At 59.4% G+C, this 14327-nt stretch carries 6 protein-coding genes; all 6 read right to left on the reverse strand.

The features are described 5' to 3' along the window. Positions 1-131: 131 nt before the first annotated feature. Positions 132-1454, reverse strand: a complete 1323-nt coding sequence (locus KGB25_RS25380; RefSeq protein WP_008034303.1) for an MFS transporter — start codon at positions 1452-1454, stop codon at positions 132-134. A 287-nt stretch (positions 1455-1741) separates the two neighbouring features. Beyond that, complete coding sequence (locus KGB25_RS25385) at positions 1742-3067, reverse strand: sigma-54-dependent transcriptional regulator (protein ID WP_223437197.1); 1326 nt, start codon at positions 3065-3067, stop codon at positions 1742-1744. After that, positions 3061-4869, reverse strand: coding sequence for an ATP-binding protein (locus KGB25_RS25390; protein ID WP_411740527.1), 1809 nt, complete (start codon positions 4867-4869; stop codon positions 3061-3063). The genes KGB25_RS25385 and KGB25_RS25390 overlap by 7 nt, the downstream gene beginning before the upstream one ends. 24 nt (positions 4870-4893) lie before the next feature. Then, positions 4894-7722: an RHS repeat domain-containing protein gene (locus KGB25_RS25395; RefSeq protein ID WP_223437201.1), complete on the reverse strand. Its 2829-nt coding sequence runs from the start codon at positions 7720-7722 to the stop codon at positions 4894-4896. 2 nt (positions 7723-7724) lie between these two features. Then, positions 7725-12371: a SpvB/TcaC N-terminal domain-containing protein gene (locus KGB25_RS25400; RefSeq protein WP_223437203.1), complete on the reverse strand. Its 4647-nt coding sequence runs from the start codon at positions 12369-12371 to the stop codon at positions 7725-7727. A gap of 185 nt (positions 12372-12556) precedes the next feature. Then, positions 12557-14080 (reverse strand): fumarate hydratase, encoded by a 1524-nt coding sequence (locus tag KGB25_RS25405; protein WP_150633235.1) that lies wholly within the window; start codon positions 14078-14080, stop codon positions 12557-12559. Positions 14081-14327: the final 247 nt, after the last annotated feature.

Genomic DNA, 14327 nt, shown 5'->3' on the forward strand with positions numbered 1-14327 from the left:
GTGTGTCAGTCAACATCACTGTGTCTGACACACCATCGCCAGCAAGCCGGCTCCTACAGGGTTTTGTGCTGGGGCAAAAAAAGGGGCAGACCCGCTAAGGTCTGCCCCATTTTTTTGTTGCGCTGACGAGCTTAGTCCGTCTCGATCCGCGAATGTTTGCGGGTGTCTTTCATGGTGATGTACACCAGCAACGACACGGCAATACACGCGGTGACATACCAGTAGTAACCGGTTTCCATGCCAATGCTCTTGAACCACAGCGCGATGTATTCAGCGGTGCCGCCGAAGATCGACACGGTCAGGGCGTACGGCAGGCCAACGCCCAGGGCGCGGATTTCGGTCGGGAACAGCTCGGCTTTCACCACGGCGTTGATCGAGGTGTAGCCGCTGACGATGATCAGCGCCGCCATGATCAGGAAGAACGCGCCCCACCACGACTGGATGGTGTGCAGGGTGGTGAGGATCGGCACGGTAAACAGCGTGCCGAGGATGCCGAAGGCGATCAGGATCGGCCGACGACCGACCTTGTCCGAGAGCCCGCCGATGATCGGTTGCAGGCACATGAACAGGAACAGCGTGGCAGCGGAAATGGTGGTGGAGTCGGAGATGCTCATGCCGACGGTGTTCACCAGGTATTTCTGCATGTACGTGGTGTAGGTGTAGAACGCCAGGGTGCCGCCCATGGTCAGGCCGACCACGGTCATCAGTTCCTTGGGATGGCGCATCAGCGTGCGCATGGCGCTTTCTTTTTTCTCTTTCTCGACCTTGGTGAACGACTCGGTCTCTTCCATGCCACGGCGCAGGTAAAGCGCGACCACGGCACACAGCGCGCCGATGGCGAACGGAATACGCCAGCCCCACGCGTACAGCTCTTCGGTGGTCAGCACTTGTTGCAACACGATCAGCACCGCCAGTGCGATGAGCTGGCCGGAGATCAGGGTCACGTACTGGAAGCTGGAGTAGAAGCCGCGACGTTCCTTGGTCGCCATCTCGCTGAGGTAGGTGGCCGAGGTGCCGTATTCGCCACCGACCGACAGGCCTTGCAGCAGACGGGCGAACACCAGCAGGATCGGCGCGCCGATGCCGATGGTTTCATAACCGGGGCTCAGGGCAATCAGCAGCGAGCCGAAGCACATCAGGTACACCGAGGCCATCAACGCGCGTTTGCGCCCGGCCTTGTCGGCGTAGAGGCCCATCAGCCAGCCACCGATCGGGCGCATCAGGAAGCCCACGGCGAAGATCGCGGCGGTATTCAGCAGTTGTGCGGTGGTGTCGCCTTTGGGGAAAAACGCTTTGGCGAAGTACAGGGAGAAGGCGGCGTAGACGTACCAGTCGTACCACTCGACCATGTTGCCGACCGAACCGCTGAAGATCGATTTGATACGACTGGCGGTGGTTCTTTCTTTGACCGGCACGGCAGCCGACCCAAGGGGCAGGGCGTTGGAGTTATCCATTGAAGGATCCTTCGTTTAATTGTTTTTGTGGAGCGCGTTTAAACGCAGCCTGCGAGGGCTATAGCAGGAGGTGTGCCAACGGGGGGAGGGCCGGTTTAGAGGGGGGTTGAGGTTTGAGTGAGCGGAAATCCGCTTATGGTTGGCGGAGTAACGAGCGAAAATCCGCGCATCTTCGTGATCCTGTAGGAGCGAGGCTTGCCCGCGAAGAACGATAATGCGGTGTTTCAGGTAGACCGCGCTGACTTCTTCGCGGGCAAGCCTCGCTCCTACAGGGTTTGTGTTGGCCGTTAGAGGAACATCTCGCGGGTCAGGCCATGCCGCTGCATCTTTTCATTGAAGGTGCGGCGCGGCAGTTGCAGCTCTTCCAGCACCGCTTTCACATCGCCCTTGTGCCGCGTCAACGCCGCGCGCAGGCAATGCGCTTCGAACGCTTCCTGCTGCGCTGCCAGCGACTGCCCCGGATCGATACCCGCAGGCGTGGGCTCTTCCAGCCCCAGCACTTGCCGTTCGGCCACGTTCGCCAGTTCGCGCACATTGCCCGGCCAGTCGTGACTCAACAGATGGCTCAACTGCGGGCCGCTCAGCGGCGCAAACGTGCGGCCCAGCCGCTCGGCAGCCCTGTGCGCAAACGACTCGAACAACAATGGAATGTCTTCGCGTCGATCACGCAACGGCGGTAAGCGCAACTCGGCAACGTTCAGCCGATAGGCCAGATCCTCGCGAAAACGCCCGGCCCGCGCCTCGTCCAGCAAATCCGGTTTGGTCGCAGCGATGATGCGCAAATCCACGCGAATGCTCTGATTGGAACCCAAGCGCTCCAGCTTCTGCTCCTGCAACACCCGCAGCAATTTCACCTGCTGGGCCAGCGGCATGCTTTCGATTTCATCGAGAAACAGCGTGCCGCCATCGGCGTATTCGAGCTTGCCGATGCGCTTGCCCTGAGCGCCGGTGAACGCGCCGCTCTCGTGCCCGAACAGCTCGGCCTCGAACAATTGCTCGGGAATCGCCGCACAGTTCAGCGCGACAAACGGCTTGTCGGCACGCGGGCCGAAGTCGTGCAGGCAACGGGCGACCAGCTCCTTGCCGCTGCCGGTTTCACCGCGAATCAACACGTTGACCGGCAACGCCGCCAGATCCAGCACTTGCCGACGCAATGTCTGCAAGCCACGGGACACGCCGAGCAAGGTCGCGTCGAGTTTGGCGCGGTTATCCGCCTGTTCGTGCAACGCGCGGTTTTCCAGCACCAGTCGGCGCTTGTCCAGCGCACGGCGCAGGCTGCCGAGCAGGGTTTCCGGGCTGAAGGGTTTTTCGAGAAAATCGTAGGCGCCATCGCGCATCGCATCGACCGCCATTGGCACATCGCCGTGGCCGGTCAGCAGAATCACCGGCAAATCGGCATCGCGGCGCTGCACTTCGGCGAGCAGTTCCAGCCCGGTCATGCCGGGCATGCGCACGTCGCTGAGGATCACCCCGGGGAAATGCTTGGGCAGCAGAGCCAGGCATTCATCGGCGCGGCTGAACAACTGCACCTCGAAACCCGACAGGCTCAGCCATTGCTCGACGGCACTGCGGATGCTGCTTTCGTCGTCGACCACCATCACAGAATTCAGCATGCGCCAGGCGCCTCCGGATCGATGGGCAGGGTGAGGGCGAACACCGCGCCGTTGTCGTGATTAGCGGCGCTCAGGCGTCCGCCCGATTCGTGAGCGATGGCAAAGGATACGGCCAGACCGATGCCCAGGCCATCGCCCACCGGTTTGGTGGTGAAAAACGGATCGAAGACCTTCGACAGATTTTCTTCGGCGATGCCGCCACCGTTGTCGATGACGCTCAGACGCCACAGTTGTTCGTCGGCTTCGAGGCGGATTTCCAGGCGTTTGCAGGGTTTGTCCTGCATCGCATCCAGGGCGTTGCGCAGCAGATTGATCAGCACCTGTTCCAGACGAATCGCATCGCCCCGCACCCACGCAGGGCGTGTCAGGTGCAGCACGGTGCTGACCTGTTCATCGCGCAGGCGCGTGTCGAGCAGTTGCAGCGATTGGTCCACCACTGAAGCCAAGTCCAGCCGTTCGCGCAAGCCGCTGGGGCTTTTGCGGGCGAAGGTTTTCAGGTGGCCGGTGAGGGCGGCCATGCGCGTCAGCATTTCATCCACCGGTTTCAGTGCCTTGTAGGCGTCTTCGACCCGGCCGTGATCCAGCAGCAACCGCAGCGTCGCCAATTGCATGCGCTGGGCGGTCAGCGGCTGATTGATTTCATGGGCCAGCGCTGCCGACATCTGGCCGAGGGCGGCAAGTTTGGCCGATTGCACCAGACCGTCCTGCGCCGTGCGCAGGTCGCGGGTGCGTTCTTCCACTAACTGTTCGAGCTCTTCGCGACTGCGCTGACGCATCTTGGCCAGGCGCCAGCGCTGGTTGAGGAACAGCAACAGAAACACCAGCGTCAGCCACAACCCGGCAGCGGCGAGGGCGGCGTTGCGACTGTCTTCGAACGCCACTTGCGGACGACGCAGCAAGTGCAGCGTCCAGCCCTCGGCGGTCAGCGGCAGGGATTCCCACAGGTAATCCGCTTTGCCGTCCGGGCCTTCGACCCGCGCCAGTTCGCTGTTGTCGTCAAAGCGGCGTAATGATTGATAGTCGAGCAGCGTCAGTGGCTGCTTGTCGTATTGGCGGGTGGCCTTGAGTTCGGCGTGGTCGCTTTCACTCAGCGGTTTCAACTGGCGATAGCGCCAGCCCGGCTGATTGGCGATGAAGATGATCCCGCGTGCATCGCTGACCAGCAGCGTGTCGCTGCCCTGACGCCATTCGCGCTCCAGTTCGGGAAATTCGAGCTTCACCACCATGGCGCCGAGAAACTTCCCGCCGTCATCGGTGACGGCGCTGGACAGGAAGTAACCGGGAATCCCGCTGGTCACGCCCACCGCATAAAATCGCCCGGTGCCTTGGGTGCGGGTCTGGCTGAAGTAGGGGCGAAAGCCGTAGTTGTGACCGACGTAACTGCTGTGCAAACGCCAGTTGCTCGCCGCCACGGCGAGGCCGGTGTGATCGAGCAGTTCCAGGGTCGAGGACTCGGCGGCGCCGTTGATCTTTTCCAGTTTGCGGTTCAGCACGTCCTGCTGTTCCGGTGTCACCGGACCGTTTAGCGCCGAACGCAGCTCCGGGTCCAGCGCCAGCACGGCGGGCAGGGCGCGGTAGCGTTCGATCAGGGTGTGCAGGGACGTGGCGTACAGGCCCAGTTGCAGATTGGCGCGGGCGGCGTCTTCCACCAGGGCCTGGCGCTCGGCGTGGCGCATGGCTAGCGTGGCGGCGATGGCGGCACCGGCAACGATGACAAGGGAGTAGAGTGTCAGGCGCACAGCGCGGGCAGTCTGGATCATGCAATGAGTAACACGCAGCCGTATGGGCGGGCACAATAGCATGTGTTTACAGAGGGTTCATTCTATTTACCAAGTGCCCATTCCTCCAGCATCTATATATCGGGAGAGTGGCATTAGTATGTCCGATTGCGTTATAAGCTCTTCGTTAAGGACCGTGGTTCTACCTGCCTCGTATTCAGCGAAGTGGGTGACAATACTGTCGAATAGAGGGTCTCTTTGTCTTAAAATATCCGTCAGAACACCGGCACCCACCATTGATGTCAGAAGGTTTGTCCTGTCTAGTTTTTTGTCGTGAAGCGTCATGAAACCCAAGCCCATTGGGTCTAATTTTTCAACTGATTTAACTGCTTTATTATAACGTATGACCATTTCATCCAGTATTGCGCTTAATGATGCATTGTTTGCGTGGGCGGCGAATGAGCTGTTGTATATGTGAGGAGTTTTGTTCCAGTCACTAGTGCCAGGTAATAATGTAAGCACTTGATCGGGTTCTGCTTCCAGTGGCGTAGATCCTAGTCGGGAATATCTTCCCTTTTTGTTATCGTCGTAATAGATGTCGTCGGAGTCGGAGTAAAGGCCGCCGCGTTCGTTTACTAAATGCATTCTTAATACATCTACTGCAAACGCCAGATTTTTTTCGCCAGAATTCCTGAAATCGTCGTAGAGGGCCGATGCGGGAGTAGTGTAGAACTTGTTAAAGATATCACTGCCTTGCAATGAGTGCACCTCATGCACTTTTAGGTCTTTGAGGGTTTCGTTAAATGAATCCTCAACATAACTGTCCAGGAAAAGATGTACCTTGTAACCGTCGGCTTGTGAAACGATATTGTTAATGTTTTCTGAGCGATCTTTCAGTTTTTCAGGGTTTTCGCCAGCCCATATTAAAATTATCTCTTTGTTGATTGGAGTTTTTTTCCGACCTTGCATATCTCTGTACGCAACGGGGTTGTTGCCTACCATTTTAAAAAAATTAAGCCCATCAACATCTCCCGCAGGATCCGCACTCACCCACCGCCCCAACCACGGCGCAAAATACCGAAACCCATAATAATAAAGTCCACACGCATCCCGTTCCTTGCCCGAATACCGAACGGTCTTGTAATCCGCATCGACCTTCGAACGCGCCGCCCACCACGCCGTACCGCCATAGGGGTAATAACCCTCGTGGCTGATCACACCCGCGTGTTTATCCAGTTCCAGACTGCAAGACCCCAGATGATCGTCAACGCTGTAGCGCAACTGATCGGCCTCGATATCGCCGGGCTTGCCCTTGACCCAATGCAGGCACCGCACGCTGCCACGGGCCAGCGAAACGCAGATGACCTGAAGTTCTTCGTCGTCATCGCTGGTGCGCACTTCCAGCCCCGGAAGGTAATGAACGACACGCCGATGAGCCACGGCATGGGCCTGTTGGCTGCTGAACTTGGCCACCCGCTCACCGGCTGCGTTGTAGCGATACCCTTCAGCGTCATCGGCCTCGGTCGGGCGGCCGACGGTGGTCACGCTTTGCAACTGATTCAACGCGTCCCAGGTCATCGGCTGTGCACCGGGGGCCAGATATTGCTGGTTGCCGTTTGCGTCGAAATTGCGTGGGAAGTCCGGCTCGTCTTCACCCTCGTTCCACGGCAGGGCACGGTTGCTCTGCGGATCGACGCGCAGCTGTTGCCTGAACGGATTTCCATCACTGACATGACGCAGTTCGGTGCGGTTACCACTGGCGTCGTACGCGTAGTATTCGGTGTAGTTGAGCAGCCGCCCGGGGTCGATGGGACTGGGCGTGATCAGTTCCGGCAGACCGGGGATCTGCCCGGCATTGGCAGTCTCACGACCCGTGGCGCAGATCAGTTGGTAAAGACTGTCGTAGGTGTAAGTGTTTTCTGCCGCTACACGCTGGTTGGCGAAAAACGTGACGGGTTGGGTATGGTCCACCAGTCGCAGGATGTTGCCGACCGGGTCGTACTCATAACGCAGGTCCTGCAAGCGAGCACATGCCGAGGTGGTGGCGGTCAAGCGCTTCAACCGGCCGCTCGCCGCCTCGTAGGTCGCGCTGCCGGTGACGTCGTTGCCGGTCACTTGAGTCAGCAGTTGGCCTTCGGCGTTGTAGCTCGCCGCTTTCAACAGCGGTTGCCGGCCTTGAGAGTCGAGGGTCAGGTCAATGCGTTGCAATTGCCCGGCGCGATCAACGCTGAAGTGTTGTCGATGACCACCGGCATCGGTCTGCTCAAGCACTTGCCCCAACGGCCCGTTGCGGCTCGCGGTGATGTACCCCGCGCCGGGTTGCAGCAGGGCGTCGCGTTCCGCTTCGACGACGGGCCAGTGTGGATGGGCTTCAGAGTGATCCGGCAGAAACCGTCGGCGTTGGCGGATGACGCCGCCGTTGAGCGCTTGCTGGTCGAGCCAGACCACACCGGCCCGATCGTCGTGGCGGATCAGTTGTCCGCATTGATTGCGCTCGGCGAATTCACCCGTGTTGTCGGCGTAGGTCAGGCGTTCAACGGTGCGTGAGGTCGAGTCTCGGGTTTGTTCAAGGACTGCCGTCAGCCGTCGCTGTGTGTCGTACTCGTTCTGCCAATGGCTGCCTCGACCATCCCAATGCTCGCGCATGTGCCCGGTCCTGTCCGGCAAGCCCAGGCGCCATCCGGCGTCGCGACTTTCAGTGCACAACGCAGCGCCAGACAGGCTGTAAACCGTGGCCATGTTCGGGCGGGACGCGGGCGCGAGGAAGCGCGGATCCCGTTGCGCCACCAGGCGACCGGCGCCGTCATGCTCCTGAGCCGTCACCAGCGCTTCGGGCCTGAGCTCAGCCGCGTCTCGCCGCCAGTACGCGACCTGACGAACTGGCAGGCCACGGTTGTCGATGACCGCCAGTTGTGGCGTATGCGAATGGATGCTCATGTTCAATGGAGCGTTCTGTTGGTTCGGCGCTTTTCGGGTGGTGGCGGCTCAAACAGATCATTCTCGTCAAACGCCACGGTGCACCAGATCCAGTACCACATTTCCCGGCGCAGCGGTTTCAGCTCCGGTGGATCACCTTGCAGCATTTTTTTCGCCAGCACGGTTTCGGTCGGACGCCCTGCAGCATCGTAGAACTGCTGGTCGTGATAGGCGTGTTTACGCATTGAGTGGTCTTTGATGTTTATCCACCTATCCGCGAAATACGGCCGGTAGATCCGCACTTTTTCACCCTTGTTGTTGTATTCGACCGGCTCGCTGACCCGCCAGCGTCGCGCGGCTAAGGCTTCGTCCGGGGTGCCATCGTCCTTGAGTTTCAAGGCGCCGTCGTCCAACACCACCCAAGCCTTGCCCGGTTCGACCTCCTGCTTGGTTTGCAGTACCCGGCTGAAGCCGTCCTGATGACTGATGGCGATGCGAATCTGTAACTCCGGATCGCCGGGATAACGGTCTGCTTGCAGGATCGCGATGTGAACCGGCTCACGATGGGCGGCGTCGACGTATTGCTGGAGAAGTCGCTCGGAGGGTGTGGGGGTTTCAAGTTCGTGCAGATGCTCGCGAGCGCGATCACAAAGGTGGCCGCTGGGTAGCACAAACCCTTCTGCCAGCGCCCAGGTCAGCCATTCCTCAGCGGGCGGCTCGGTTGTCGGCAGACGGCCCATCCAGCTGAACGCGTCGCTGAACATGGCCATGGCGTAATTGCCGATGGCGACAAAGGGCGATTCGATGGCATGGGCCGGACTGCGGTCGTCGGGGCGCACGTAGTCGCTCAGCGGGTCGAAGCCGACCGCCTCACCCAGTTCGGTGCCATAAAAACTGGTGACCAGCACTTCGCCAAAAGCGTTGTAGCGCGCTTCCTGGGTGTTTTGATTGGGGTCTTTGATCGCTGCGGGCAGAAACGTGCAGTAATCAGTGTCGACGATCTGAGTGATGCAACCGTCCGGCAATTCGATGGCTGTGTGCAGGCACCAGTAAGGGTCGTAGGTGACTTTGGTGATGCCGTGGCTTCGGGTTTGCTGGAAGGATTCGACGTTGTAGAAACCCTCGGAATCATAGTATTTCGGAAACCCTCGGTGAATCGACCACAGGTATTCCTTCGCGTCAGTCGGGTCGGTGGGCTCCGACTGCTCAACCTCAGGCAAGAACCACTTCATGATGTGGTAACCCACCTCGGGTGATTCGAGCTTCTCCTTGAGGTTGAAGGGCATGTTGCCGTCTTTGTCCTTGAGCTTGTCATAAGCGCTCAAGGCCCTGCGATACAGTTCGGCAATCACCACATGGGCCAGCAGCGCATGGACAGTCGCCTTGCCTTGTTCCAGTGTCTGACTGTTGAGAGGATCGGTGTAGAGCTGCATCGACATGCCCGCGAGCACCGACTGCTTCGCCCATTCACCCTCGTCCTTGCTCCACTCCAGAAAGTTCTCGTGGTGGATATCTTTGATACTCAACTGCGCCTTTTCCAGCACCAGCGCATTACTGCGCTCCCGATACGGCAACCCCAGTCGAAAAGGCATACCCGGCTTCCAGGTCGCTTCGTCGTACACGTGAATGAATTCGGCCTTGGACTCGGTCAAATACCAGCACTGCTGCGCCTCATCGTGGGCGTCCTTCCAGTACCGGTTTTTATGCTCGTCATCAAAGGGGGGCGACTCGTCGGTTTTGCGCCGGGCGTAGTAGACGGTCATCGCGTGGAGCACGCTGCCGAACTCGTCCCATTTCAGGCTGAGGCTGTGCTCGCAGCGCGGGTCGTCCGGCAGTTCAGGTTCGTACTGATAGCTGATCGATTCCAGTGCCATGGGTTGCAGCACGGCATAGGGGTAATGCTCGTTTTTTGCCCGCAGCAGGCGTACCTGATAGCGAGCTTCCGTCACCGCATACGGCACAGCCAGGTTATCCCGAGCGAAAATTTCTGTGCGCAGTGGCGAGCCACTGAGCGCACGTGCGATCTGGCGGGCCGTTTCTTCGTCAGGCTCCAGCGGTTCGCCGGCCTTGTCGCGCGCGTGAAAACGTTCCAGCTTGGTGGCTTTCAGCGCAACGGCCTGCGCATCGCTGCTGTAATACCCGTCCCTTGGCAGATCAATGGTCTTGCCCGTGTGAAACCAGGTTTTACTCAGGATCGGCGCGGTGAAGCCCAGGCTTCTGCGTTCCGCCTCGGTCGCTTCGGTATCGGTCTGCAATAACAGGCCAAAACCGCGGAACTCCCGTTCGAAGGGGTCGTAATAACCCTGGCGGTAACTCATGAGCTGGGTCAGTTTATTGCCGGTAATTTCATCGATCTGGGTCTGGCGCTTGACCAGATGCATGGCGAACGGCACACCGGACTCGACGACTTTGTCTTTATCGATCTGATGGTGCTCGTATTCCTCGTCAAGGAACTCCTGTGCCGAACTGCGATAGTCGATGTGGCTGAGCGTGCCCATGTTGTTGTTGCTGCGGTTGACCAGATACGGTTTGGCTTTGACGAAATCGTAGCGCCAGTGCCGGGGCGACATGTGCGGTACGGTCAGGACCACACTGGTGCAGCCCAGTCCCAGCAGGTCGGCAGTCGTGACCTGGCACAACCGGTCGTAGCGCACGCCTTCAGGCCAGGGCAGATCAATCGACTCGGTGGTGAAACCCTTGCCACAGTGGTTCATGAACACCCGCATCCGGTCGGATTCCAGGTAGATCAGGTCAGTTGCCCCCGAACCATCCAGATCCGCCAGCAAGACTTGCGAAGCGTTGAATGACTCGTAAGGAAACGTCGGGGTGCTGAGCACTATTCGTTTACCAAAACGCCCGTGACCGAGGTTGGGCCAGCACTCCAGGCTGTTGTGGCGCAGACGAAACAGGTGCTGTTTGCCGCTGCCCAGTACATCACTGAAACCGACCACTTCGGTTTCGGAATTGCTCGGCAATGGCAGGGCATCGTCGTTGTCGTGCTCTACATTTCGGCCGGCACTGAACCCTTTGTCATCGCCCAGATTGGTGTACAAACGCACACTGTTGCTGCCGATCAGGGCCACGTGAGTGCGACCGTCGCCTACCAGGTCGGCCATCTGCGCCTGAGGATGGAAGTACTCCAGCGGGAAGGCTTTGTAGGGGACAAATCCTGACCACTGGCGGTCAGGGTTCATGGTGAAGCAGCCATTCATGGTCGGCGCGTGTACACCCCATTCGAGCTTGCCGTCACCGTTCAGGTCGGTGAGCGTCTGACGCAGCGATTTACTGCTGTCGGCCAGCGGAGTGTATGGCTGCTCAGTCAGGTCGCCGTAGCGAACTTCATCGCTGGGGTAGTTATCGCGCAACGGTTCGCGGTAGAACCAGGCCTTGTCGTAGCGACATAAAATGCCGGGCATGCCTTTACCGTACAAATCCACCAACTGGTAACGCTGACCGTCATTGAGGCCTGGCATCTGCGGGAACGCTTTCCAGCCGGGTTGATCGGCTTTTTTCAGATCGAAGGGCGCATAGCTGAATTCGAACGGCGGCCGGCTCTCGACTTTGCCTTGTTGATCGTAGGCCTGAAGATGAGCGGCAGTCAGGTGGTTGTATTCCAGCGCACCCTGGCGGTGCTGCAGAAAAAGCCGTTGGACCAGCGTTGGTGAGTCACCCAGTTCGTTGCGGAAATGGTGAAACATCAGCACCTGCCGACAGAGGCGCCGCGTGCCCAGTTCGAATCCGTAATCGTGATTCCAGAACGGGTCGCTGCGTTCGAGCCATTTGTCGTGCTGATCGCCTCCCTGCAGGTACTCGGGGCCGTAGACCGGTATTTGCGTCAAGTCGTGGCTGCGTTCGCCGTAATCGAACAGCAGATGAAAGTGGAAATCGACATCTTTCCAGCCACCGTCTTTCAACGAATACAGCTCTGACTCCGCCACTGCATTGCCGTACAGCACTCGCTGCAAATACCTCTGGGCACGGTAGTCGCGAAAATCGGGCGCGACCGGATTCTGCGTTTCGGCTTTGTATTCATAGACGATGTGCTCGCCCCGAGGCGTGACGGTTTCGTCCAGCAGCCAGACCCCGACGCGTTCGGGCTCCTGGGGTTTGTTCTCGTCCCTGGGTTCTGCCCGGCGCGAGGCCAGCGTCTTGCCATAGACATGGCGATTGCCGTCGGCGCTATGAATCAACCAGAAACCGGCCGCATCGTCGTCACTGACCAGCCGTTCGATTTTGGCAAAACCGCCCTCGATGCGTGGCTGATAGCGAATGGCTCGATAATTTGTTGTCCCGAGAGTGACGGGTCTGTCAACGATCTCGCCCTGGGCATCCAGCTCCGGCATCCAGGTTTCGCCATCGGCGCCGACCATCAGATCCTTGCGCTTGTCGTAAAGTGGAACGCCCTTGCTCGTGCGCACCGTTATCGCATTGACGGTCAAATGCCAGCCGATACCGAAAATACTGTTGCCCACGTGGCTGCTGTAGCTCAGCGAAAGAGCCGGCACCATTTCCCGATTGGGAGCCTGGGAAATGGGCACCGGTATGGCCAACGAGGCCGAACCTGTAGTCCCCACTGCTCCCCAGCCGCCAAAACTGGCAATGGCGCCGCCGATTTTCGGTTGGGCGGGGGCTGAAATATTGATAGTGCCTTTTTGTTCTTCCGTGGCCATTTCCGTTTCCACCTGACAAGGACGCACAAGTGCATTCAACTTATCAGGGGCAGCGGCGGCTGTGACCTGTCATATCTGACAGGTCAGCCCTGTTAGCCGGGGAAATTCCGGGATTACTCCAGGCGAAAAAAAACCGGTCTGTCGTCACCAACAGGCCGGTTTTTTCAGGTGCGTTTCAGCGCAACTTACTGCACTTCCACCGCCAGACTCTCACTGATCTTTTTCTGCCAGATGGCAGGACCGGTGATGTGTACCGATTCACCTTTGCTGTCGACCGCAACAGTCACTGGCATGTCCTTCACGTCGAACTCGTAGATGGCTTCCATCCCCAGTTCAGCGAAAGCCACCACGCGGGATTTCTTGATGGCTTGTGCCACCAGATAAGCCGCGCCGCCAACCGCCATCAGGTAAACGGCCTTGTGGTCCTTGATCGCGTCGATTGCGGTCGGGCCGCGTTCGGATTTGCCGATCATGCCCAGCAGGCCGGTTTGCTCGAGGATCTGACGGGTGAACTTGTCCATCCGCGTTGCAGTGGTCGGGCCAGCCGGGCCAACCACTTCTTCGCGCACCGGATCAACCGGGCCGACGTAGTAGATGAAGCGACCTTTCAGGTCTACCGGCAGGGTTTCACCCTTGTTCAGCATCTCGACCATGCGCTTGTGCGCAGCGTCGCGACCGGTGAGCATCTTGCCGTTGAGCAGGACGGTTTCGCCCGGCTTCCAGCTCTGAACGTCTTCCGGGGTCAGGGTGTCGAGGTTGACGCGACGGGCCGACGGGCCGGCTTCCCAGACGATTTCCGGGTAGGCGTCCAGCGGTGGCGCTTCCAGCGAAGCCGGGCCGGAACCGTCGAGCACGAAGTGCGCGTGACGGGTGGCGGCGCAGTTCGGGATCATGCACACCGGCAACGAAGCGGCGTGGGTCGGGTAATCCATGATCTTCACGTCGAGCACGGTGGTCAGACCGCCAAGGCCCTGAGCACCGATGCCCAGTTGGTTGACCTTCTCGAACAGCTCCAGGCGCATCTCTTCGATACGGTTGGACGGGCCGCGCTTTTTCAGCTCGTGAATGTCGATGGATTCCATCAACACTTCCTTGGCCATGACGGCGGCTTTCTCGGCGGTGCCGCCGATGCCGATGCCGAGCATGCCCGGTGGGCACCAGCCGGCGCCCATTTCCGGAACGGTCTTCAGTACCCAGTCGACGATCGAGTCGGACGGGTTGAGCATGGCCATTTTCGACTTGTTCTCGGAACCGCCGCCCTTGGCCGCCACGTCCACTTCCACGGTGTTACCCGGAACGATGGAGTAGTGGATAACGGCCGGGGTGTTGTCCTTGGTGTTTTTACGAGCGCCCGCCGGGTCGGCGAGGATCGAGGCACGCAGGACGTTTTCCGGCAGGTTGTAAGCCCGGCGCACGCCTTCGTTGATCATGTCGTCCAGGCCCATGGTGGCGCCATCCCAACGCACGTCCATGCCCACGCGAACGAACACGGTGACGATGCCGGTGTCCTGGCAGATCGGGCGGTGGCCGGTGGCGCACATGCGCGAGTTGATCAGGATTTGCGCCATCGAGTCACGGGCCGCTGGCGATTCTTCGCGCAGGTAGGCTTCGTGCATCGCCTGGATGAAATCCACGGGGTGGTAATAGGAAATGAATTGCAGGGCGTCGGCAACGCTCTGAATCAGGTCGTCTTGCTTGATCACGGTCATGAGTCGCGCTCCTCTAAAAGACGGGAACATTCAATAAGGTGCTTGCAGCTTGGGTGCATCGGTCGGTTGCAAGCACCTTTCAAGGCACGCCGGGCATGCTGGCGCGACGCTAAAAAGGCGCGGCAGTATAACGCGCCTCGCAGGCGGGCACACGCGCCGGCAGTCAATCGTTGGTCGCATAGGCCCGTCAGGCGGATTCGGCTTGCGGGAGCGTTGTTCCCTGTAGGAGCCAGCTTGCTGGCGATGG

This window comes from Pseudomonas sp. BF-RE-21 (genome assembly GCF_019947305.1).
GTDB lineage: Bacteria > Pseudomonadota > Gammaproteobacteria > Pseudomonadales > Pseudomonadaceae > Aquipseudomonas > Aquipseudomonas migulae.

Coding starts and splice junctions, on each gene's coding strand:
- KGB25_RS25390 (WP_411740527.1), bottom strand. CDS start 4,869: ATGCTATTGTGCCCGCCCATACGGCTGCGTGTTACTCATTGCATGATC.
- KGB25_RS25400 (WP_223437203.1), bottom strand. CDS start 12,371: ATGGCCACGGAAGAACAAAAAGGCACTATCAATATTTCAGCCCCCGCC.
- KGB25_RS25395 (WP_223437201.1), bottom strand. CDS start 7,722: ATGAGCATCCATTCGCATACGCCACAACTGGCGGTCATCGACAACCGT.
- KGB25_RS25385 (WP_223437197.1), bottom strand. CDS start 3,067: ATGCTGAATTCTGTGATGGTGGTCGACGACGAAAGCAGCATCCGCAGT.
- KGB25_RS25380 (WP_008034303.1), bottom strand. CDS start 1,454: ATGGATAACTCCAACGCCCTGCCCCTTGGGTCGGCTGCCGTGCCGGTC.
- KGB25_RS25405 (WP_150633235.1), bottom strand. CDS start 14,080: ATGACCGTGATCAAGCAAGACGACCTGATTCAGAGCGTTGCCGACGCC.